Annotated in this window: 15 protein-coding genes; 8 read left to right on the top strand and 7 right to left on the bottom strand. The window is 37.1% G+C overall.

Going from position 1 to position 24,940, the window contains the following annotated elements; translation table 11 throughout:
• The first annotated feature begins 360 nt into the window (after positions 1–360).
• The 3 genes from F6K40_RS25860 (at position 361) to F6K40_RS25850 (ending at position 9,497) form a co-directional block, all read left to right on the top strand.
• The gene (locus tag F6K40_RS25860) at positions 361–1,611 is read left to right on the top strand and encodes a hypothetical protein (protein WP_293139973.1); all 1,251 of its coding nucleotides are present in this window, start codon (positions 361–363) and stop codon (positions 1,609–1,611) included.
• Positions 1,550–8,269 carry a LamG-like jellyroll fold domain-containing protein gene (locus tag F6K40_RS25855; protein WP_293139972.1) on the top strand — a complete coding sequence of 2,240 codons (6,720 nt, stop codon included), beginning with the start codon at positions 1,550–1,552 and terminating at the stop codon, positions 8,267–8,269. The genes F6K40_RS25860 and F6K40_RS25855 overlap by 62 nt, the downstream gene beginning before the upstream one ends.
• Positions 8,270–8,522: 253 nt before the next feature.
• Positions 8,523–9,497 (top strand): hypothetical protein, encoded by a 975-nt coding sequence (locus tag F6K40_RS25850; protein ID WP_293139971.1) that lies wholly within the window; start codon positions 8,523–8,525, stop codon positions 9,495–9,497.
• Between the two features lie 1,022 nt (positions 9,498–10,519).
• On the opposite strand, the gene F6K40_RS25845 is transcribed toward F6K40_RS25850, so the two are convergent.
• The 3 genes from F6K40_RS25845 to F6K40_RS25835 all read right to left on the bottom strand — a co-directional run bounded on the left by F6K40_RS25845 (position 10,520) and on the right by F6K40_RS25835 (position 13,833).
• Positions 10,520–11,800, bottom strand: coding sequence for an aspartate aminotransferase family protein (locus F6K40_RS25845; protein ID WP_293139970.1), 1,281 nt, complete (start codon positions 11,798–11,800; stop codon positions 10,520–10,522).
• Positions 11,801–12,432: 632 nt separating this feature from the next.
• Entirely contained in the window at positions 12,433–12,894 is a 462-nt protein-coding gene (locus F6K40_RS25840) for a hypothetical protein (RefSeq protein WP_293139969.1), read from the bottom strand.
• A 462-nt stretch (positions 12,895–13,356) separates the two neighbouring features.
• The gene (locus F6K40_RS25835) at positions 13,357–13,833 is read right to left on the bottom strand and encodes a hypothetical protein (RefSeq protein ID WP_293139968.1); all 477 of its coding nucleotides are present in this window, start codon (positions 13,831–13,833) and stop codon (positions 13,357–13,359) included.
• Positions 13,834–14,520: 687 nt separating this feature from the next.
• On the opposite strand from F6K40_RS25835, the gene F6K40_RS25830 reads away from it, so the two are divergent.
• From F6K40_RS25830 to F6K40_RS25820, 3 genes are all read left to right on the top strand, one after another.
• Positions 14,521–14,916 carry a DoxX family protein gene (locus tag F6K40_RS25830; RefSeq protein WP_293139967.1) on the top strand — a complete coding sequence of 132 codons (396 nt, stop codon included), beginning with the start codon at positions 14,521–14,523 and terminating at the stop codon, positions 14,914–14,916.
• A gap of 608 nt (positions 14,917–15,524) precedes the next feature.
• Positions 15,525–16,373, top strand: coding sequence for a DUF3598 family protein (locus tag F6K40_RS25825; protein WP_293139966.1), 849 nt, complete (start codon positions 15,525–15,527; stop codon positions 16,371–16,373).
• Between the two features lie 805 nt (positions 16,374–17,178).
• Entirely contained in the window at positions 17,179–18,162 is a 984-nt protein-coding gene (locus F6K40_RS25820) for an alpha/beta fold hydrolase (protein ID WP_293139965.1), read from the top strand.
• Between the two features lie 1,229 nt (positions 18,163–19,391).
• Here the strand turns inward: F6K40_RS25820 and aat are convergent.
• Positions 19,392–19,973, bottom strand: coding sequence for a leucyl/phenylalanyl-tRNA--protein transferase (aat, locus tag F6K40_RS25815; protein ID WP_293139964.1), 582 nt, complete (start codon positions 19,971–19,973; stop codon positions 19,392–19,394).
• Positions 19,974–20,012: 39 nt separating this feature from the next.
• On the opposite strand from aat, the gene F6K40_RS25810 reads away from it, so the two are divergent.
• The gene (locus F6K40_RS25810; RefSeq protein ID WP_293139963.1) at positions 20,013–20,342 is read left to right on the top strand and encodes a hypothetical protein; all 330 of its coding nucleotides are present in this window, start codon (positions 20,013–20,015) and stop codon (positions 20,340–20,342) included.
• A gap of 330 nt (positions 20,343–20,672) precedes the next feature.
• Here F6K40_RS25810 and rpsN read toward each other — a convergent pair whose 3' ends face one another.
• The 3 genes from rpsN to rseP all read right to left on the bottom strand — a co-directional run bounded on the left by rpsN (position 20,673) and on the right by rseP (position 23,587).
• Entirely contained in the window at positions 20,673–20,975 is a 303-nt protein-coding gene (rpsN, locus tag F6K40_RS25805) for a 30S ribosomal protein S14 (protein WP_293139962.1), read from the bottom strand.
• 614 nt (positions 20,976–21,589) lie between these two features.
• Positions 21,590–22,264: an endonuclease III gene (nth, locus tag F6K40_RS25800; RefSeq protein WP_293139961.1), complete on the bottom strand. Its 675-nt coding sequence runs from the start codon at positions 22,262–22,264 to the stop codon at positions 21,590–21,592.
• A gap of 228 nt (positions 22,265–22,492) precedes the next feature.
• Positions 22,493–23,587: an RIP metalloprotease RseP gene (gene rseP, locus F6K40_RS25795; protein ID WP_293139960.1), complete on the bottom strand. Its 1,095-nt coding sequence runs from the start codon at positions 23,585–23,587 to the stop codon at positions 22,493–22,495.
• Between the two features lie 645 nt (positions 23,588–24,232).
• On the opposite strand from rseP, the gene F6K40_RS25790 reads away from it, so the two are divergent.
• Positions 24,233–24,463: a hypothetical protein gene (locus tag F6K40_RS25790; protein ID WP_293139959.1), complete on the top strand. Its 231-nt coding sequence runs from the start codon at positions 24,233–24,235 to the stop codon at positions 24,461–24,463.
• Positions 24,464–24,940 lie beyond the last annotated feature (477 nt).

Raw genomic sequence — 24,940 nt, 5'->3', positions numbered from 1 at the left:
TGGCAAGTTTATGTTTTACACCCGTAAGGCACTATTATATCTAATAAACCTTTTCTTTGTCAAAGATGGATAAAAGTTGATAGATTTCTAGATCTTTCTATTGATTCGGCAAAACTTTACAATACTGTCAAGCAAGATGGTTTTGAAGACTCTTACCTACAGACTCCTGAAGACCAACGCACAGGATGGGAAGATTGGCAAGAGTTAGAATTACCTAACGAAGAAAATGATGACCAATCCGTCATTGACAAGGAAAAAGAAGAATTAACTCATCAGGATGATACCAGCAAATATATTCTCCGTTCCAGGTACAGAACCAAAGATGAATCTGCTGCTGCACCAGTCCAGTTAGTTTCTGGGATGGGACATATTTATATTTTTCGTCAGTCCAAAGCTGATGCGGACACAACTAAAGCTACCCCCAATACTTTATTAGTGGACCGTTTTGTATTGGATGGGATGACGAATAAATTAGTGCCTAAGTTAGAAGTAAGGTTTAAGCGCTCTCGGAAAAAATATGAACCTATTGAGAGCATGAAGAAAAAGGCCGATGGTGGGTTAGCAAATATTGATTCTTTGGACTTTCGGGATGCTGTTGGTGAGGAATTTCACGAACCAACTACAGAATTAAGCCTAATTACAAATCTACATGAAGGTTGGTTTTCTATAGTTTTGGTCCCAACAGATGAACATGATAAATTCCCTTGGCATATTTTCGCCTATAATTCTGCCACCCAGAAAGTAGAGTTAACAACGATTCGAGCTTCTGATGAGGGCCTATTTGATATTAAGGACTATACAATATTAGAGTCGAAACCAGAGGCCAAAAATGCTTTAATACCTCGTTCTATTCCCGGAATTATTCAGCGGACTTTAGATATGAGTGGGGTTCAGGTGGCCAATGGATTTTCTGCTACTAAATATAATCTCCAGCGGGAACAGCAAACCAAAGATGGAATGCAATTTTTAAAAGGTGCCACTAGGGTAATGTTGGCAGTTCCTACAAAACAGGGTAATGTGGCAGCTTTGAGTTTTGCAGTGGCCAAAGATGGCACTTTAGCTATGATTGATGAAGATCCAAACGAAACGAAAGTTCTCAGGAGTAATAGTCGGGATGTACTACTGCCTTTGAATACCCTGGATGAAATTAAAGCAGTGGGAGATTCTACGCCAACACCCCAGGGTAATATTAGTGAGGTCAAAAGAGGAGAGGAAGATCGAGTTCAAATTACTACTGATGCCTCAAATTTAAAAACTGGGGATATGGTCAAAATTAGTAAGACCAAAAGCTATGATGGTCATTATGTAGCCCAAAAAATTGATAAGGATACTATTGAAATTACAGCTAGCTATGTTGGTAGTGATATTGGCAGTTGGGAAAAGGTAGAAGAAGAGGAAACAGGTTTAATTTTTGATGGGGCGATCACTGGTTTTAAGGTAGCAGACAAAAAGCTACAAGTAACAGCTTTCAATCATGGTTTGGATGATGGGGATGAAGTTCAAATTGTAGAAACGAGAGACTACAATGATAAGTTTGGTATTGAGAAAATTGACGACAACAATTTTTTTTTTGGTCAATGGTCTTCGTTGGCAGTTAGGGGAAGCAGTTAATCTGAAGTTAGAGTCAAGAAAGCGTCGTGGTGTCATGTTTAATGGTACTGACGAATATATTGATATCCCGGGTGCTTTGGAGCTAACCCCCCCATCTACGGAATTTGCTTTTGGTTATACGGTTTCAGCTTGGGTTTATGTATCGGCGACTGGTAGTGGAGAACAGATAATTGTTGGGGAAAAAGACAAATGTTTCCAACTCTTGATTAATAGTGGGACTGTCGCTCTGAAAGTTAAATTTGCTGATAGTAATCATCAAGTTACTGATAAAGAAACGATCCCCACAGATCAATGGGTACATTATGCTGGAACCATTGCTTCTAATGGCAAAAGCAACAAAACAACATTAACACTCTGTAAGAATGGTGAGCAGGTAGAAACACCTACAGAAGAGACAGGATTACCCAAGACTCCTGATAAATGGCAGCCGAAATTGGAGATTGGCAAATCTTTTGCTGGCAAAATTGCCGACGTGCAGATTTGGGATAAAGCTCGTACTGTTGAGGAAATTAAGGATAGTATGTACCTCCAGCTAACTGGACGGGAAGCTGATTTGGCGGGTTATTGGCGACTAGGCGCTATTAGCGAAGAGAAAATTAGGAAAGTTGTTGATTTCTCTGCTCACGGAAATGATGGCATCGTACATGGAGATGCTTTTGTTAGTGCTATTACTTTGAGCCGCAAGTTGAGAGACAATAGCACCGATGTCGTCCAGTACAGCAATGATGATTGGGTGGCAGTGAGTGCGAGGGCAACTTACATTGAAACTTTTGAATTTAAGACCGATTCTAAAGTAGACCCTAATGAGATCAGTGGTGAGAAATTGTTTAGCTTCTCCTATTGGGGTAAAAAAAGCCGCAGTGCTGAGGAAAAGATTACATTTTATGGAAAGAAAAGTGACTTTAAGAGTCTAACTAATAACTGGTACCAAGCAACTTGTCGGTTTACTGTGCCTGATGGGGTGGCAATGATGCGTACCTTTGAAATTGATCAGGTTAAAGGTAGTTGGTCAAATCTGGAAATTCGCGAGCATCGCGTTCAGTTAGTTTCCGATAGCATTACCGAGGAAAAATATACAGATAGTGTAAATCTGACAACCTTGGCAGATAGTCAGGCAGCATTACCATCCAAGTTGAAAAATTTTGAGCAAAAAGAGTATGAGGAAGTATTACTTCTCAAGAAAAAACGGGAACTAGAAGAACAAATTGCTCTTTTGAATCAAGGAGCAGCAGCAGAACAAACAAAGATAACAGCAAAGATAGAAGCTAAAGAACGAGAAATTTCTGCTCAACAGACTATTGTTAACAATCTTGAAACTCAAAAAAATCAATGTTATGCTATTTACAAAAACGAGTATAATAACAAGTTTAACTACTGGTGTAAACTGGTTTGTAGGAATAACTCTGCGATTGCTTATTTGGGGACGAAATATGAGGAAATTTATTATACTCATCACACAGTTGGTGATAAAACGACTCAGCACTTTAAGTTTATCGCAACGGATAATTCCCATTATAATATTCAGTGTCGAGCAAAGCCATCGCTATGCTTATTTGGGGAGAAGTCTAAGGGCCAAAACGTAGAATGCTATCTATTGAATTCCCGAGAGTATAACCATCAATTTGAATGGGGAGTAGAACATTATTCAGGTGATTACTATTTGATTCGTAACCGACATAACAAAGGAGTATTAGAACTTTGGGATGATGAAGATGATGTTTGTACAGATCCAGAAACTGAAAACTATGACCAACAGTGGAAAATAGTCAGCACAGGAAATAGATGCACCCAGAATATTGAGAAGGCTGAGTCAGCTTATAACAGCAAAGCAAGAGAATGGGTGGATGCGCAAAAAGAGTTAGACCGCCTTAAGCAACTTTTGTCATTATTAAAAGGACAGAAGAAGAAAAACGACACCGATAAACAAAATAGCAAAGATAAACTAGAGAAACTTCTAAAGAAGGTCATGGCAGCTCTTAAAGAAGTTCAGGATTTATTGAACCAATTAAACAATGACATACTCAGTTCAATAAAAAGTAGTCAAACGGCACAAACTATGCCCCAAGTAGCTGAAGATAAAAAGGGGTTAGTGACCACAGGGGCGTTCTTAGGGTTTGCATCTGCTGGTAGTCGAGTTACAGCTATGGAAACCTGTGAAGGTAATGTGCAACTCAGCTATTTTGATAATCAAGGACGAATGCGGTTGACAAATTATGATGCTACCGCTGACAGTCGCAATAGCACTTTTGAACAGTGGTTGCCCGATCAATTTCCTGTTTGTCTAAATCAGAGTTTAATTGAGTTGTCAAATCCAATTTACCTACGAGATGAATGGACGATAGAAACTTGGTTTTTTAGTCCGCCAGTAGAGATGAAACAGCAAAAACTCCAAGCATTAGAGAAAGCACAGAGTGATTATTTTGGCAATTCTGTAGCGATATCAGGTAATTTCGCTATTGTCGGAGCCTCTCATCCCGTTGTAGGAGATTACCAAAAAGCTGCAGCTTATATCTTTGAACGTCAGAACAATGGCAGTTGGCAACAAATCAAAAAATTCCAACCAAAAGATGTAAAAGAGGATGACTACTTTGGCAGCTCTGTAGCGATATCAGGTGATTCAGCTATTGTCGGAGCCTTTCATCAAACCATAGGAGGTATAAAATACGTAGGTGCAGCTTATATCTTTGAACGTAATCAGAACAATGGCAGTTGGGAAAAAACCTGCAAACTCCAATCACCCGTTCAAAAACCGTATGCTAACTTTGGCTATTCTGTAGCGATATCAGGTGATTTAGCCATTGTCGCAGCCCCTTATGAAGGTTCAGCTTATATCTTTGAACCTAATCAGAACAATGACAGTTGGGAAAAAACCTGCAAACTCCAATCAGCCGATCAAAAACATTATACTAACTTTGGCAGTTCTGTAGCGATATCAGGTAATTTAGCCATTGTCGGATCTTACCTTGAAAAGACAGTAAGTCCCAACAAAGGAGCAGCTTATATCTTTGAACGTCAAAGCCGTGACAGTTGGCAACAAATCCAAAAACTCCAACCAAAAGATGGAAAAACCGGTGAGTGTTTTGGCTATTCTGTAGCGATATCAGGTAATTTAGCCATTGTTGGAGTCGATATTATACCCAGAAAAAATGATGTATATACAAACGTAGGTGCAGCTTATATCTTTGAACTTCAAAGCAGTGGCAGTTGGCAACAAATCCAAAAACTCCAACCAAAAGATGGAAAAGTTGGTGACTACTTTGGCAGCTCTGTAGCGATATCAGGTAATTTCGCCATTGTCGGAGCCTATCGTGAAGACACAAGAGGTAAGGACGCAGGTGCAGTTTATATCTTTGAACGTCAGAGTGGCAGCTGGCAACAAACCCAAAAACTCCTAGCAAGGGGTGGACAAGCTGGCGATAAATTTGGCTATCCTGTAGCGATATCAGGTGATTTAGCCATTGTCGGAGCCCATGGTGAAGACACAATACGTAGCGACGAAGGTGCAGCTTATATCTTTTCATTGCCGATAGAAACTCAGCTTGTTGGAAGCAAAGAGACTAATGATTCTCCTGTGGAGATCTGTAACTCAAAACTAGGAACGAGAGTTAACGATAAATTTTACGATAGTGGCTATAGTGTAGAGCAATTATCTCCTGGTTGGCATCACTTGACTGCTGTCGGCAAAGGAGCGACAACAATATTCTATATTGATGGTCAGAAAGTTGCCGATGTTCAGCAAGCACTTGTGGAGGCTGAAAATAACCCCACTAAAAAAGAAACACTAAAGAAAGAAAACTTCAAATTTACCGGTTCTATCTCAACTATTGGCAATTTTGGTAAAATCTCCGAACTCAGGATTTGGAAGATTGCCCTGAGTGACGAAGAAATTGCTATCAACAGTAAAACCAAACTCACGGGTAACGAACCTGGATTAGTTGCTTATTATCCCTTGAATGAAGGCACAGGAACTACAGTCAGAGACCTAACAGGTAGTGGTAATAATGGAACAGTATATGGTGCTACTTGGTGGAGTTGTGCTGCTCCCATTGGTAACTTAGGTCATCAGGTAATGGAGTTTAATGGGGGGGATAATTATATAGAACTTGGAGATTTTAATCCTGGAAAAACTTTTACAATTGAGTTATGGGTTAAACTTTCTCAAGAAAAAAGTTATTGCCTGGTGGGGAAAAATGAAAGTGATGGAGGCAACATATTCTTATTTGATTGTGATAGTGATGGAAAATTAGGAGTAACCATAAACTCTGAGAGACATTATGAATTCTCTACTCAGGAAACTCTACATCAATGGCAACATCTAGCCTTAGTCCTCGAAAAAAAGGGAGAGAAAACAGAATATACATTATATCAGAACGGTGAACAAAAGGTTAACCATACTGTGGATGCTCTCCTAGGGAATATTCAAGGTAAACCTTGGAGTTTAGGACAAGAATGGGATAGTGGCCCTACGACATCTGATTTCTTCAAAGGTCAAATCGCTGAAGTCCGGATCTGGAATAAAGCTCGCACCGCTGACGAAATCAAAGTAAATATGCACCGACGTCTAATAGGTCAAGAATCAGACTTAGTTGCTTATTTTCCACTCAACAAAATTATACCAGAAAGCTCAACAATAAAAGTTCTCGACCTAAGTGGTAACAACCATCATGGTACCGTTCATGGAGCCATCATTAAAGATGACAATACCCTACCCATAGGTAGTGATTCTCTAATCAGCGCTGAATACAGCACTATTGGTATTGAGAAAATTAGCCATCGAAAAACCGCCATCATGCGACGTTTCTTCGCCACTCCCAGTCTCAATAGTGCAGAATTATTGCCAGATAAACAGATTGAGGAATTGGAACTAAAATGGATAAGTAATGCTCAATTGGCACCAACTATTCTGGGTTATATCGAAGGAGCGCCACCAGTACCCACTGAAAACTTAACCGTAGAGGAAGACTACAACGGTGCAACTTCGGTAGCGCTAACTATGTCCGAAGACATGGAATTTAGCTGGAACCGAGCGCAGGAAAGTGGATTAGGAGGTAGTATAGATGCTTTCGTTGGTAGTTCTGGTGAAGCATCTGCGGGTCTAGGATTTATGTCACGACTGGGAGAATGGAAAGCAGGTTTCAAAGGCAACTTAGACTTAGGTTTCCATTGGCAAAATGAAAGTAAAATTGCTTCCAGTGCATCGGTGACTATGACCGATTATTTGGAAATGCGAGGTCTACAGGAAGTAGAGGCTAAGTTCCCCCATTTAGGCAAACGTTTTATTCCCAAAAATGTCGGTTACGCCTTAGTAGTTTCTAGTTTAGCCGATGTATTTATCACTCGTCTCAAACGCAGTGGGAAAATGATTGGTTATCAGGTACAACCCGTAGATGGTATCCCACCAGATATTAATACGATCACCTTTTTGATAAATCCAGCTTATACCATGAGTGGTAGCTTAGATGGGTTGACAGGTAGTCGGGCAACAAGCGATCGGTTTTACCGCCATGTACCAGAAATGCGCGCTCAATATGGGTCCCTGTATCCAGCGAGTTATTATCGACTGCAGGAAGCATACGAGCTGAAACAGCAAATAGACAATGAGGATAAACGACGAGAATCCTATTTTGCTCAATTTGATGCCACTTTAGTTGATGAAACCTCTTTGAACCGAGAAATTGACAGTGGAAAAGGTCCCCAAACAGTAGGAGTTACCCGAGAGGTAGACACAGGGGATAAAACAATGACTGACGAGGAAAAGAAAAAAGCGGAAGAAAAGCAAAGGCAGCAATTTCAGGAACAAGCAGGAAAAAGTGCTAAGGAGCAATCAAAAAAAGCCAAGGAAAAGCAGAAAGAAATTGACGCCAGGATTAAAGATCAAGAAAAAAGAGTCCATGCTACAAACAGTTTTGCAGGTTGGCAAAAGCGGATGGAAAATATCCAGATTCGTGCTGGCAAGCGGAATATTGTCAATAATTATGTTTGGGATGGAGACGGCGGACTCAGAACAGAAGCTCAAAGCTTTGCTAATGTGGTAGAGCATACAGTTGGCGGTTCCTTTTCTCTAGATGCAGGTTTGGGATTCCAAGGAGAATTTGAGGCGGCCACAGTTGCGGGAGAGTTAACTGCTCTAGTGACTATTAATTTGACTCAAACCATGAGCAAAACTGAAAATCGGAGTAAGGGTTTAGAATTAAGTGTAGATTTGAGTGGAGTAGAAAGCAAAGGCATTACTGACTACAAGGATTATCCCATCCAACCTGGGGAAAAGGTAGACCGTTATCGGTTTATGAGTTTTTTCCTAGAGGCGACTACCAAGAACTTTAATGACTTTTTCAATTATGTAGTTGATCCGGAATGGTTAGCAAGTAACGATGAAGAAGCTCGTGCGTTGCGACAAGCGAAGGGTAAAGCTAATAAGACTTGGCGAGTATTGCACCGAGTTACTTATGTGGAACGTCCAGCACTGATGGGATTTGGTCGAGATGTTCGTCAGAAGCCTGGTGACGATGAGATAACCACAGAAATTACTGATTACTTTGATTCTCTGGAAGAGACAAATAAGGACTTCAAAAAGGAACTCACAGATATTCGTGGTGAGATTGTAGCTCTAAAATTGTTGCTGGAAAAACAACAACAATCTGGCAATAGTAGTTCTTAAACTTCAGATGAGCACGACTTACGCAAAATACCAAATTATACACCATTTGTAGGGGCTTGCTGGCATTCGCCCTCTACTAGATATGGTGGTTCTGCGTAAGTCCTGTTTATGTGACGCTTTGTATTAGTTAGGACTTACGCAAAGAAACCCGGTTTCTAGGATAAATCGTTGTTTTGAGCAATAGAAGTCTAGGAGAAACCGGGTTTCTGGGTTCTCCTGCGTAAGTCCTGTTAGTTTTATAGAGTAAATTCCAATGGCACCAACAACTAGAAGTAAGAAAAAGCAACCCGCTGCAAAAAACCCACTCCATAAACTAAATAAGAAAAATGGCAAAAAGATAATTAAAGCCGTAGCAAAAGTTGCTCATAAAAAAGCATGGAGCAAGGGAAAAAATCCTCATGTTACCTCCAGCACATTTTCTTATATACAGGAGAATGGCAAGTGGGTTTATAAAGGTCGTCCTCAATGGTATGTTAAAACTGTTGAAGATATAAAACTCCAAAGAGGAGAACACCGACGCCACATTATACCTTCTCATTTACTGCTTTCTTCCTTTCTCAACTACGTTAATGATAATTCTGCAACTATCGAAAGTAAAGTAAATGCTTTTATTACTAAACGCCAAAAAGTAGATAGTAAGACTTCTCCTATACACAAAGTGTCAATCAGCAGTAGTTTAGATAAGAAATTAGAAGCTGTTTCTACCTACATTCACAATAATCAGAAGAATCTTTTCCCAGAAAGAGGAGATGAAAATACAGCGATCGGTTTTTTGCCTAAAGAGATAGGAAATTTGCTGAAAAATGCTGAGGCATTATTGAAAGTTGAATATGATAATGCAGCCAAAGCTCATCCTAAGAAAGACCTAAGTAATGCTCAAATAAAAAAAATTACCCAAAAGGTTGTTGATTATATAGAAAATGAACTTCAAGGACTAAAAAAGAAGGGTTTCGGATTTGTTTTGCCAGTTAAAGCTGATATTTTAGACAAAGCTATTGCATATATCCAGGCAATGCTAGATAAAAATTATGCACGGGTGACTGCATTTCTTGCCGATGAAATTGTTCCTTCCCTAGAAATAGATTTGAGCAAAACTCCAGAATTAGCAAATCAAAACCAAAAGGTGATAGAAATTTTCCAGAAACTTGACAAGTTAAGGAATGGTGAAGGAGGAGATATAGATTTTTTTCAAGTCATTGATGAATTTCTGAGTTTACCACAAAAGTAATACTAATTGGGGAGATGAGGAGATAGCGATCGCCTGCGGTACGGAGTGAAACCCAACAAGCGCGTTGTGGTTAAATGCTACATTCCGCACGACAAAATGTAGCATCAGAAAAGGAGTCAGGAGTCAGGAGTCAGGAGTCAGAATTCAGGAGAAAATCATAGTGGTAACTTATGACTGAACAATTAAGTAAGTATTTATGCTGAATTTTTGCTAAAAATTAGACCCATGAGAAAGGTCAATGAGGATGATTTACATAGTATAAATACTTAGCAAACTACCGATTTTTATACTACTTTTAATGCTACAACTTGACGTGCGGAAGGTGGGTTAAATGGTTGTTGGGTTTCCTTCCTCAACCCAACCTACGCCTAATTGGGGAGATAGCGATCGCCTGCTTTGGTACTGGTAGTAGACTGACACAGCAAAAAATGTAGGTTGGGTTGAACGGAGTGAAACCCAACACGCCCGTTATGGTTGTTGGGTTTCGGTTCCTCAACCCAACCTACGCCTTGGGGAGATAGCGATCGCCTGCTCTGGTAGGGTGCGTTACAGCAGTTTTCATTTCAGTAAACCACAGTAGGGACGTTCCATGGAACGTCCCTACGGGGTTTTGGTTATGATGATGTGGTTTATCAATCTGAAAAGCGCTGTAATGTCAATGTAACGCACCTCTTTATAGTCATTTTAGCAGGACTTACGCAGGTGAACCCAGAAACCCGGTTTCTCGTAGACATCTATTGCTCAAAACAACGATTTATCGTAGAAACCGGGTTTCTTTGCGTAAGTCCTATTTAGTTTAGACTGAGACAAGGATTTCTTACTGTCAAAGGGTTTCTGATCAAAAAATGTTTCATTCTTATTAGGACTTACGAAAATTATTAGACAATACGCTATCTGTAGAGGGCGAATGGCATTCGCCCCTACTAGAGCTTGGTGCGCAAGTCCTGCTTATTTAAAATGACTATAACTATCAGTTCTGACTTCAACGACGAGTCTCAGAAATTACTTCTGACTTCTGACTTCTAACTTCTGACTTCAACATTAGCGATCGCCTTTGCCAAAGCATCCATAGCTTCCATCACTTCAGTCTCACTAACTATCAGTGGAGGCACGAACCGCAAGACTTTTGGGCCTGCTGGCACTATTAACAAACCCTCATTCATGGCAGCTTTGACTATATCGATAGAAGTCAACTCTACATCTGCATTTAACTCCATACCATTAATCAAACCCCAACCGCGCACTTCAGTAAACAAATTAGGATATTTAGCTGCAATCACATTTAACCCTACCCGCAACTCTTCCCCCCTCTGTTCTACGCTTGCCAACAAATTTTCCTGTTCCAAAGTTTGACAAACCGCTAACGACACCGCACAAGCAAAAGGGTTTCCGCCAAAAGTGCTAGCATGACTACCAGGTTCAAAGACATCACAGTGAGATTTACATAACATTGCGCCAATGGGGATACCGCCTCCTAACCCCTTAGCAGAAGTGAAAATATCTGGTTCGATGCCGAGATTTTGATATCCCCAAAGTTTACCGCTGCGGCCCATTCCTACTTGTACTTCATCTAAAATTAAAAGAATGCCTTTCTCATTACAAATTTCTCTAATTCTTTGAAAATAAGCTACATCACCAGGGCGTACTCCCCCTTCTCCCTGGAGTGCTTCTAGCATAATTGCTGCAACTTGTCGTTTGTCTTTGTCTAATTCAGCGATCGCCTTTTCTATAGCATCAATATCATTGTAGGGTACATAATAAAATCCTGGCATTAAGGGACTAAAACCTTTATGATATTTCGGCTGCCCAGTTGCGGTAATAGTTGCCAGAGTTCTACCATGGAAACTAGCATGGGCAGTCAAAATTGTAGGATTTTCAATATTTAACTTTTCATGGGCATATTTTCGAGCTAATTTGATTGCTCCTTCATTAGCTTCCGCTCCAGAGTTACAGAAAAATGCTTTGTCAGCACAGGAATGTTCTATCAACCACTGTGCCAATTCTCCCTGAACTGGAATATAGTATAGATTAGATACATGGTGTAATCTTTGAATTTGCTCTGATACTGTTGCCATCATCACAGGGTGAGCGTGTCCGAGAGTGCAGGTAGCAATTCCGGCAACAAAATCCAAATATTCTTTTCCTTCAGTATCCCAAACGCGACAACCTTCTCCCCGTTCGAGGGCAATTGGGAAACGCCCGTAAGTATTCATTACATAAGTGTTGAAGTTGTCAGCACTAAATTGTGGAACATAAGTACCAGGTGTTTCTAAAGACTGTTTAACTATTGTTTCTGGAGTCATAGATTATATCCTCAATTATATCATCAAAATTAACGTTAATGTTAACTTTACTTTAGGAGAGAATATAGATTTTTTCCGCTTTTTTTAATTTATCATATTTTTCCCAAAATTAATATGGTATTTTATCAATTGTTATTCCGATCATTGGCTATTATTTAGATTATTTTAAAGTTTCTCTTTGTTGTTAATAAATGAATTTAGTAGTGATGATAGCGATCGCTATTTTGTTACTCTGGGAGAATTTAGATTATGATTGATTGGTATTTGTATCAATCAGTTAGAAACAATTATGTTTGTTCGATATTAAAATTTACAAGTTTCTCAATAATTATGAATTGATTAAGCATAAAAAATCGTCAACATTCAGCTCTTAGCTGATGACTGAATGCTTACAATTATTTTGGTCAATTCTCTTAAAAAAAAGAGAAATAATTATCTGGAGAGTACAAAATTATTCTAACAAACGGCCTATTCCAAAAGCTGAAAGCTTTACTAGAAGAGCATTACATAATCTTCAATTCTTGACATTTCTTGTCACGCCTTTGGAACGGTGAAAGTTTTAGTAGGCAATAGTTTTTCAAATAATTTCGTACTGTCTAATCATTATTAATTATTAATTATTAATTATTAACTTATCTCTTAATTTCTAATCCAGTCATAAGTTCTAAATCTGTTCTAAACAAAAGAGCATCTCGACTACGGACATCAACCACAGTTACATTTTGATTATTTCCCTTATCCCAATAAAGAATTGCTACTTGAACTCTAGCTTGTTTATCTATGGCACTAATTATCCCACCAAGAGGAGAAAGAATACCTTTAGCGACACTTTTTTGTACTTGACTTTTAGCATACTGTCCTGTAGAAATTTCTGTAATGTCGTTTTTCTTCAAAGTAAAGTTAGCATCTTGAAATTCTTTTTTCCTAAATTCTACATCCAGAGTTCCAGCATCCGTATCTATAGTAACTTCGCATGGTTTTAACTCCCCACTATTCTGAATTAAACAATAAGCACCGTGAGTTCTTACTAAGGCAAGATTAATAGGAAGAACTAATGAAAAAGCAGATATAAAACTAATGAATTTATTTGTCATAATTCCAGGAAAATAATTAACAACTTCAGAAATGTTTTCAGGACTTACGCAGGGGAACCTAGAAACTGGTTTTTTTCCTCAATGTTTATGGTTAAAGACAAGGATTTATCCTAAAAACCCGCTTTCTTTGCGTAGTCCTGGTTTTGAGAATATTCAAAATATTTTTATCAAAATAATTTAGTCTAAAACCAGCCTTTTTAGCAATTATCAGTTATCAATTATCAGTTATCAGTTATTAGTTAAATCTTTTTTCTAGTTCGATTAAAATAATAAAGTAACAATTTAACTTCTCAATTCTCATTCTGAATTTTCTATTCTCAATTCTCTATTCTCTATTCTCTATTCTCTATTCAGTTATCAGTTATTAGTTAAATCTTTTTTCTAGTTCGATTAAAATAATAAAGTAACAATTTAACTTCTGAATTCTCAATTCTGAATTCTCAATTCTGAATTCTCAATTCATTATAGAGGATTTTCCGTAGTCCGAATCTTGAAACCAGTCAAACTTTCCAAATCTTGTATTAAAGGCTCACTATCTTTTGTCTTAATATCAATCAAAGCGATATTTGTTTTGTTTTGAGTATCCACATATTCAATTGCAAATTGAGTCCGTTTTTCCTTCCCAAATAAACCAACTAATGCTCCTACCGGACCCAAAACTAAACTTGTTCCAATAGTTTCTTTAGTTCTTTTTTGAGCGTGTTCTCCACTTGAAATCTCAATAATTTTATTACCTCTCAACCTCAGATTATCATTTTCATATTTGTCAGACCTAAAATTCATTTCCAAGCTATTTTTTCTTGTTGATACAAGAATTATACATCCTTTCATTTTACCACTAACTATATGGAGACATTTAGCGCCATATTCTCCTGCTAAAGCTAAGTTGTTAGTAAAAAGGAGTGAAGCAACAGATATAAATAAAGCAAATTTTTTCATCAAACCAAAGCTCTAAAAAATATCAACTTGATGACCAGATGATTCAATCAATTTCTGGCCTACTATATTTATACTTAATTATATATAGCAATCCTAAATTTTTTGTAGCAATTTTTATAATTATAATAGTTAATTTTAACTGAAAACTTTTAAAATTTTGACTTCTAATTCTTGTACGGGGGATTTCCTACGGAATGCTCCGTAAACGCGAATTGCCCCTACTAGAAAAATATTACAACTTAAATAGGATTGCAATAGTAGTCCTCAGTCTCACCCCTCTAATACCATTTCTCAAAAACTTTTCTACCTGTATTTTGAGCATGGGAATAGGGGGCAAACCCCTCACTCCTCCCAGGAGGGGAAGAGGAGAGTGGGGGTAGGGACGTTGCATGAAAATTCGTACAACATAAGAATAATTAACATCTAATTAGCTAAAATTAGGATGCAAAGTAATTCTGCTTGTGCTGATTAGTTAATAACTGAAGTATTGCCAAAGTATAGCAATGATAAATTGGTAATTGGTATAAAAAATCAAACATATTTATTTTGATTCAAGTAAGCTTATTATTTTAAATAAAATTAAATATTTCCTAAGATGATTTAAGATTAAAATTTGATTAATTTCATCAAATTTGCCAACATCAATTAAAATGATTGAAGAAAACTATATTTCATGGATAAAGTAATATGAATAATTTACAGCCGTGGACTTCGCTCTTAGGCAGAATATTCCTTTCTGCCATTTTTATCAACTCTGCTATTGGTAAAATTTCTGGTGGAGCAGCTACTCAACAATATATGGAATCTTCAGGAGTTCCTGGTTGGTTATTAATTCCAACGATTCTTGTTCTTTTAGTAGGTGGATTATCTGTTTTAGTAGGTTATAAAGCTCGTTATGGAGCACTTGCATTAATAGGATTTTTAATTCCAGCTACTCTAATTTTCCATAATGATTTTACAGACTCCGATCAAAAAATTGCGTTTATGAAAAATCTGGGATTAATAGGAGGACTTTTAATGATAACTTCCTTTGGTCCCGGTAGAATTAGTGTTGATGAGAAAAGTATTTTTAATAATGAATAATTAATAATGAATAATTAATAATTACCTCTTCTTAAAAAGAAGAGGATTGGTTAAAAGGAATTTTTTTCTTTTTTTATACTTGAAAGTAAAAGCTTTCAACCTTTATTTTTTTGTAAGCATTCAGCTATCAGCTATTAGCTAGCCTCCTTAGGTCTAAACTGCATTAACAGCTATTGCTTTTGTGTAGGTTTAAAACTGTATTAATCGAGTCAGAATTAAATTTTAGTACAAAAGTTATTAAAGTCTATATTCATTTAAACTCCTTCCTTAAAAGTAGGCTTTTATTGCTATTTTGCTGCCTGCTAATAGCTGAATACGTACAAAATATTTACCAAAAAACTAGGTCTAAAGCTTCCTCTTTTTAAGAGGATGAAAAACGTTTGCGATAGCATTCCGTAAGGAAAGTTTCTCGAAGGTGGGATGCTGATGAAACCTAGCCAGATCCAATCTCCCCTAGATAAAATATTTGGTTCATTATTTCAATCTCAATCGTTCACTTAGAGGGACTGATAACTTATGTACTGATACTTCGCGAACTGTCACTACTAACTGATAACTGAAATGACTCCTTTATCCCTTTTAAAAAAATAAAAAATCTACTAAAAAATATGAAAACACAATGGGAAAATTTTCTACAAAATCTGGGTGAATGGCATGGTTCATTTACTAAAATTTCTGACAAGGGAGAAATACTTGAAGACACACCTAGTATTCTGATTTTAGAAAGTCTTGATAATCAGAATAAACAAGTACGTTTAACACTAAGTCGCTTTAATTCTTTTGCAAAAACTCCTGAGTCAAAAATTGATGAAATAGTGACAGAATATCAGACTCTAGGTAGAAATATTTTATTTTTTGAAAAAGGTGCTTTTTCTAAAGGAAACTTTCAAATAGCACCTTTTTCAATTAATGGTGCTGAGTTTGGTTTTGTTAATAAAAATCGTCGTCTACGTTTAGTCACATTATTTAACAAGGATGGCGATTTTGATAAATTAACTTTAATTCGAGAAAAACGAGCTGAAACAGATGCTTCAGAAAATCCTGCTTTGACAGTAGATGCTTTATTAGGAAAATGGCAGGGAGAAGCTATTACTATGTATCCTGACTTGCGGGAACCCGATACTTATCCAACTCAAATGGAATTAAATATTGATAATAAAGGTCAATTAGTGCAGGAAATTACTTTCGGTAAGACTAATCCGAAAACTATTACTTCTAGCGCTAGAATTGAAGGTTCAATTTTACACTTCGAGCAAGGTTCTCAACCTGTAAAAGTATTGTTACTTCCTGATGGTGGATCTGCTACTTTGCCTGTCAAAATTGAGTTGAAAAAACCTTTATTTTTTGAATTTGGTTGGTTAGTTGAACCGCAACTTCGTCAACGAATTATTCGTAGTTATAATGACAAAGGAGAATGGGTAAGTTCAACCTTAGTTACTGAGCAGAAAATTAAATAAATTAATTTAGGCAATAGGAAGTAGGGAGTAGGGAGTATTCAATAATTAATAATTAATAATTAACAATTAATATATAGCAATGGCTTTGTTGTATGAAAACATATAGCTACCGCACAAGATCCAAGATCCATGTACTTCATACTTCTACAACTATTTTCCAATAAATAAATCAAACATCTTAGGTTCGTTTGATAAAAAAAAGGCTGAAACTTATACCTGTAAAGGCTTTGAGAGCTTTAACTATTGCCAATAAATAAATGAATCAAACATCTTAGGTTTGTTTGATAAAAAAAAGGCTGAAACTTATACCTGTAAAGGCTTTGAGAGCTTTAACTATTGGCCAATAAATAAATGAATCAAACATCTTAGGTTTGTTTGATAAAAAAAAGGCTGAAACTTATACCTATAAAGGCTTTGAGAGCTTTAACTATTGGCAAATAAATGAATAAAGCATCAATAATCTGAAATAGGGTGATATAGCTGCCACTAGGTTCACCTTTCATGTCGGGGATAACCGAAAAGCGGAACGGATATTCTGTGGCTATTACAACAAAGCCTATAGCAATCCTAAATTGGTTGTAAGATTTTATCGTAGGGGTTTGGTCTCCAAATCCCTTGAAGCTTGGGTTTGGAGACCAAACCCCTACAATTTTTTCTCACGAATTTTTGCTTCTCAAGGAGAGATTGGATATGGTTAGGTAATCCATCCATTCCTTAACCCCTTTTTTCTCCTTGAAAGGAGAGGCTTTAAACCTTAATTTTTCGGCAAGAAGAAAACTATTTTTTATCTATAGGAATATCAAAAATGTCATTATCTATCAGAATTATTCTGATAATTGCTACAACAATTTATCAAGGGATCGCCTGTTATCTGGAAAATCAAAAACCACCTCCAGGAAAGCTATTTGATGTGGGCGGTTATCATCTACATTTGTACACCGTAGGAGAAGGTAATCCCACAATTATCCTAGACCATAGTTTAGGTGGAATAGAGGGATATTTTCTAGTAGAAAAACTGACAAAATTTGGGCGAGTATGTATCTACGACAGAGCTGGATATGGATGGAGCGAACATAGTCCCCATCCTAGAACTAGCAGTCAAATTGTAGAAGAATTAGATACCTTACTTACTCAAGCGGAAATTCAGCCACCTTACATTTTAGTAGGAGATTCTTTTGGTAGTTATAATGTTAGATTGTATGCCCATCGTTTCCCGGAAAAAGTTATAGGAATGGTACTAACAGATGGATTACATGAAACAGAAATGCTGAAAATGTCTATCCAATTACAAGTTTTGAAATTATTCTTTATTTCCGGCTTTGTTGTGTCTACTTTTTGCTCAATATTAGGAATTGTTCAGCTATTAAGAAAATGTGGAATATTTGAATTAATTAAACCTGAATTACGACAATTTTCTCAAGAGTCTAGAAATTATGTAAAACGTTCTTTTTGTCGTTCTAAACACTGGATTACAATGTGTCGAGAAATGCTTAATCTAAATAATAGTGGAGAGCAGCTTCTTATTGCTAATAAATTTGATTCAATGCCAATAGTTAGTATCAAAGCTAATTCTTTTTTCCAACCTTCTTGGTGGAGCTTTTTAATTCCTCTAAAAGCAGCTAATCAATTACGGGAGCAAATGCACAAAGATTTATCTAATCTATCAACAAATTCTGTTCAACTTCAAGCTGATAAAAGTAGTCATTTTGTGTGGATAGATGAACCAGATATAATTGTTGATGCTGTCAAAATTGTCTTAGATAAATTATTTAACGAAATCATAAATTAGAAGTTGTTTTTATAGCGGGAATTTATGACTTTGTTATTTTGATAAGAGACTGTTTGTAAAATAAGTATTAAGAGAGCATCACTTGTGACTAAAATCTAAAAGCGGTAATAATTCAAGAGATTGAAATTTGGTAGATAAAAAAGTATTCAGTACATATATTCCTAGATTTTTAAGCGACAAATATTTATGTTTATTCCCTATTCCCTATTCCCTATTCCCTATCTCCTTTTTACATTTTCTGATACATTCAATCTCTAAAACTGGAAAAAATATTTAACTAATAACTGATTAAAAGGCAGGGTTTTAGACAAAATTGTTTTGATAACGCGATGTGCAACTTTCTACAGAATAATAAGCTTTTCTCGGTTTTTAGCGGAAAGTTTGGTTCTCAAAACTCCCTAAACCTTGTCGGTTGGAAAAAGTTGCACACGGCGTTTTGATAAGAAATAAATAGATTTAGTTAGAATCTGGAGAGTACAAAGTTCTTCTAAAAAACGATTTACTTGTATGACTGAAAGTATTACTGGTCAACACTTACAGTATATATAGTTGTGAATATAGCTTTCTAACTTTGGAACTGCTGATAGCTATTGCTAGCAATGGTTATTCTAGGAACTTTGCACTGTCTAGTTAGAATATAAACTTATAAAATCTTAAAATCTTTCCATCTATACCTTCCTAGTGAAAAACCACAAACATTTTCATTTTGTGAAGCTCCTGAAAAAAAACGCGCGTCAAAGGATTTTTTGCTGCATCCTCACAATTTTTGTGATATCATAAGATTAACTGGGGTCGTTCGCCTATGCGCATGATTTTTTATTCAACCCTAAAAGTATAGCTTTGAGGGTGATAGAACTCCGTTCCACTTTGCTACGCATATAAACATGACCGCTAATATCAAATCCGCTTGCTTCAGAGTGTTATAAGAAACCGGGTTTGTCAGAGGTAGATTTTATACAGCGGAGCATTTAAATGAGATGGGGAAATGTGTTATATCATGTCCGAATAAATAGCTGAAAATTCCCTCGTCTTCCCTCCTGTCTCCTGACTCCTGTCTCCTGACTCCTACCCTTTATAGCTGAAAATTCCCTCGTCTTCCCTCCTGTCTCCTGACTCCTGTCTCCTGACTCCTACCCTTTATAGCTGAAAATTCCCTCGTCTTCCCTCCTGTCTCCTGATTCCTGACTCCTGACTCCTACCCTCACCCATCAGACTTCCATAAGCAAACCCTAAATTAAACTACATCCACGAGTTAACGCTAATTTCAAAAGTGCTTTATATTTTTTATCGCTAATACTATAAGCTCCAAATCTTTCCAAATGAGGGTTATTCATCTGAGCATCAAAAAAAACAAACTCTCGCTCTCGCAGTCGCTCCACCAACTTTACCATCGCCACCTTCGATCCTTCAGGAATATTGAAAAACATCGACTCCCCAATAAAACCCCCACCAATTACAATGCCTAAAATTCCACCAGCAAGCTCATCTCCTTGCCAAGTCTCAAAACTATAAGCATATCCCGCTTCATTTAAAGCTTTGTAAATTTGCTTCAGTTCCCTAGATATCCAGGTTGTTTCTCGATCTGCACAACCCTCAACTACAGCTTCAAAATCTCGGTTAATACCAACAGTAAAACGATTTTGATTAATTGCACGACGCAACGACTTTGGATAGCGAAATCTTTCATCTAAAGGAATCAAGGCCCGTTTACGACTACTGTACCACCCTAAACTATTCTCTCCATCATTTGCCATTAGGAAGTAGCCTTGAGCATATCCTTGTATGATTGACTCAATATCATATTCTATCATGGAATTACAATAACAATTTATAATATAAACTTTAGAATCATGTCTGAACCAATCCAAGCAATTACTTTACCAACAGCAGAAAATGCCCAATCAGAGGGCCAATGGTTAAAAGCCTCCTTACATACATGGCTCGATCAAGAGTTTATTCCCGAAAAAGTCAACGAAGATATTGCCAATAAAGCAGCTCAAATTTTTGTTCGCCAACGGATGGAAGGGGAAAATGATTTAGGTTCATTAGTCATTGCCATTGTTACAGAAATGCAAGCTTTTGATTTTTCCCAGAGTTTTTATGGGGAATTCGCGATCGCCAATGCAGTTAGTGACTTACTATTAGATAGTCTCGGAATAGAACGTTGTTGTGGACAATAGTGTAAATAATGAATAATTAATAATGAATAATTAATAATTAATCTCCAGAGGTTTAAAGTCTCTCCTTTTCAATGGATAATTGATAATTATTGATAATGGATAATTGATAATTAATCCCCAGAATTTTAAAGTCTCTCCTTTTCAATGGATAATTGATAATTAGAGATAGTTTTTACGCGATTTGCAACTTTCCACGGAATAATGAGCTTTTTTCTAGGTTTTGAGTAGAAAGTCTAGTTCCCAAAACTCCCTAAATCTCTTTGATTATAATAAAGTTGCACATTGGGTAGTTTTCATTATTCATTATTCATTATCAATTATCCATTTCCTCTACCAACTAGACTTCACAACTCCTGGCAATAAACCTTCATGGGCCATTTCTCGGATAACATTACGAGAAAGTCCAAAATCCCGATAATATCCTCTGGGACGTCCAGTTAACCAACAACGATTTCTCACACGATTAGGAGCGCTGTTACGAGGTAATCTCTGAAGTTGACGATGGAGTTCTATTTTTTGTTCTAAATCTTCTGCCTCCATGAATTGCTGTTTGAGTTCTTCACGTTTATCGGCATATTTTTCTACTAATCTTTTGCGTTTTTTCTCACGCTCGATCATGCTTTTTTTAGCCATGATTAATTACTTTATTCCTCCAAAATAATTGGTACAGCGCTAGGCGAAGTCAGAAGTCGTAGGGGCGAATGGCCATTCCCCCGTACAGAAGTCAGAAGTAATCTCTGACTGAGTTTTCGGTGTCCAAATGCTGCGCAAACAACATTTAGAAATGTCCTGACTTTTGCTTCGACTGCGATATCTTTAATTTTAGGTTATTTGCCCAATCTCTGATAATACCATAAAATTTGGCGTTGCTGAATTAAGGGATGAATACAAGTAGGATGGGCATCTTGCCCGTCCGCAAATATCAGGAACGGGCAAATATCAGGAACGGGCAGGATGCCCATTCCACAAAACTATTAAAATCATCCCCCATTTATGCAAGGCCTAAAATTTTTTGTTTTCCCAACTTTTTATATTAGATCAAATCCAGTAGCATCCCTACAATTCAATACTGTAGGGGTTTGGTCTCCAAACCCTTACTTTTCTTGTGTTTTAACAATGATTGAGGGTAGAATCTTATTTTGATGCAAAGCTAGCAGATTTAATATAGCTCAGAAAAAATTGGTTAGGACATAGACTAATGATGAATCTTAGAAAATGGAAATGTTTTTCTAACTATTCCCTATTCCCTATTCCCTATTCCCTGTTCCCTGTTCCCTGCTATATTGACATATATCAGCTAATAAACATTTATCGCAGGCAGGATTTTTAGCTTTACAAACTGCCCGACCATGATAAATTAATCGTATTGACCAATTTTCCCAATCAGGTTGAGGTATCAACTCCATTAAATCTCGCTCAATTTTAATTGGGTCGGAATGTTCAGTTAAACCTAACCGTTGACTCAACCGTTTAACGTGGGTATCTACTGTTACCCCGACAATAATTCCATAAGCATGAGCTAAAACAACATTAGCTGTTTTCCTTGCTACTCCCGGTAGTTGCAAAAGTTGTTCCATCTGCTTTGGCACCTGAGAATTGAACTTATCAATAATCATTTGGCAACCAGCTTTTATATTTTTAGCTTTATTGCGATAAAATCCTGTGGAACGCACTAAATTTTCTAGTTCTTCAATATCTGCATTTGCCAGTCTTAAAGCATCCGGGAATTTTTTAAATAGAGCGGGCGTAACTTTATTGACTCGTTCATCGGTACATTGAGCAGAAAGAATAGTAGCTACAAGTAACTGAACGGGAGTTTGATAAGTTAGAGTACAAGTAGCATCTGGATAGAGACGCTTTAGACGATGGAGTAATTCTAGCGATCGCTCTCGCTTCAGTGAAAGTTTACGAGTTGTTACCATTTGAAGGAAGAAGAAGGAAGGAAGAGGGAAGAATTAGTGGTTGTTCAATATTCAATTGGTTATTCAATTGGTTGCCAGTGGGAGCATCTTGCTCCCGTGGTTCAAAAAATTCAATTAGTTGCCAGTGGGAGCATCTTGCTCCCATGGTTCCGAAAATTCAATTGGTTGCCAGTAGCAATTAATATTTTTAACTTTTGAATTTTGACTTTTGAATTTTGAATTCCCAACTTATCTCTGGAATATTGAACGCACCCCCTCCAAATTAGCAGTATCCTTAATAATTAGGAACACTCCTAAACCTAATAATAACACTAAACCAGTCTGCATAACATTTTCTTGTACGCGAAGTGGTAACGGTTTACCTCTAACTCCCTCGATCGCTAAAAATGCCAACTGACCTCCATCTAAAGCAGGCAAAGGCAAAATATTAATCACTGCCAAATTAATACTAATTAATGCAGCAAACCTAAACAGTTCGACTACATTATTCTCGGCAATTTTTGCTCCCATGTCTACAATAGCAACAGGTCCTGCTAGTTTCCCTGCTGTCTGACCGAAGTTGCTAATAAGCTGCCAAAAACCCTGAATTGTCAACACAACAATTCTTTGAAATTCCTCAGCACCAATACTAAAAATTTCAACTATATTATTAGTGCGATTTCTGACTATTTCTCCATTGGAGATTAGTTGTACTCCGATGCGTCCTTTGCCATCAGCTCCCAATTCTGGCATAACTTCAAGAAATAATTTTTTTCCGTCACGCTGAATTTCCAGATCCAAAGTTTGATTAGGATTATTTTGAATAGTTTCTACCAAAGTGTTAATAGCTTCTTTGTTCGCACCTAATTGTTGGTTATCAATTGACAAAATAATATCATTTGCCTGAATACCTGCTTGAGCAGCAGCAGAACTAACATTTGTCGCAACTTCTGGAACTTTTACCCCAGGAGCATAGTTAAAATCTGCTACACCAATAATACCTACTTGAGCAACTAAGAGAAAGTAAGCAAATATCAGGTTAGCAATTACTCCAGCACTGAGAACGATCGCTCGATCTAGAATGGGGCGGTTGCGTAATAAGTCTGGATCGTCTTTAGGAATTGTGCTATCTGGATCATCATCAGGAAAACCGACAAAACCTCCCAAGGGAAAACCTCGAAGTGCATATTCAGTTTGTGGCCCTTGGTATTTCCAGAGTACCGGGCCAAAGCCAATGGAAAAACGGTTAACATGGATATTTTGGAGTCGAGCTGCCAGAAAGTGGCCTAACTCGTGAACTACAATCAGCATACCTAAAACTGCGATCGCCAAGAATACGGACATAAGTTATTCCTATTAAATTTCCTATTATATACAGTTGATTTTGTATTATAATTAAATTTTTATCAAGTTGAGCCAAGTTTATAATATAATAGATTAATTAATAAAAAAGCAGGACTTACGCAGGTGAACCTAGAAACCCGGTTTCTCGTAGACATCTATTGCCAAAACAAGGATTTATGGTAGAAACCGGGTTTCTTTGCGTAAGTCCTAAAAAGTTTTTGTTTGTAGTTTTGCTCTAGCCCGATTTATACTTATTACTTACAGTGCTTTTCAGATTGATTAACCATATCGCCATAACCGAAATTCTGTAGGGGCGAGCAAGCGAATCGCCCCTACAGTGGCCTACCGAAATGAAAACCGCTGTAACCAATACAAATCTGTTGTTTGTACTATTGCTCTAGCCCGATTTATACTTATTACTCAACCCCTACTACAAGCTTACATAATAGACATCTGGTGAAAATTAAAAATCAAATCAATTTTCATCCAGAAATTATCGATTCTTTCTTCCTGTTCCCTGTTCCCTATTCCCTGTTCCCTCTTTTCTGGAGATGTATAATATTTTTTATATAAATTTTGTAGCTATTCACACATAATGTTAAAATAGGATTGTATTTTTTTTATAGTAGAAAGTGAAAGTTAATAATGAAAACTACCGTTTGCATTCCTGACTCAATTTTTGAAACTGGCGAAGCACTATCCAAAAATTTGGCAATATCACGCAGCGAACTATATGCACGGGCATTGAAGGCTTTTATTGCTTCTAACGATTTTCAGGATATTACCGAAAAATTTAATCGCCTTTCTACTCAAAATTCCTCTGCTTTAGATGAAAATATTGCTCTGATGCAGTTTAGTAGTTTGAAATCTGAATAGTGGTAATTGGTAGGAAGCGATCGCTCAATGGCAATAAGAGGCAAGACGAAGTAATATCAAATCCGGTAGTATCGGTATAAAAAAGCAGAGAAACCGGGTTTATCTCAAATGGCCTACAATACTAAAATCGACTTCCTACAAACCTGGTTTCTTGTAACTCTGAATAATTAGACATCTCCAGAAAAGAGGGAACAGGGAACAGGGAACAGGGAACAGGGAAGAATAATTGATAATTTATGGATAAGAATTGATTTAATTTTTTATTTTTGGAGATGTCTATCTTTGATAAAAAAGTTTTTGTTTGTAGTTTTGCTCTAGCCCGAACTGTAGATAGGGCTGAGAGCTATACTACAAGCTTTAATTATAACAGGCGAACCCAGAAACCCGGTTTCTCGTAGATGTCTATGGTTAAAAACAAGGATTTACCGTAGAAACCGGAGATCGGAAGAGCGCTGGTACGGTTTGGTGTAAGCTGTA

The sequence above is a fragment of the Okeania sp. SIO3I5 genome, assembly GCF_010672085.1.
Taxonomy (GTDB): domain Bacteria; phylum Cyanobacteriota; class Cyanobacteriia; order Cyanobacteriales; family Microcoleaceae; genus Trichodesmium.
The sequence above is the reverse complement of the archived record's forward strand: the minus strand, read 5'-3'. Positions and strand labels throughout refer to the sequence as shown.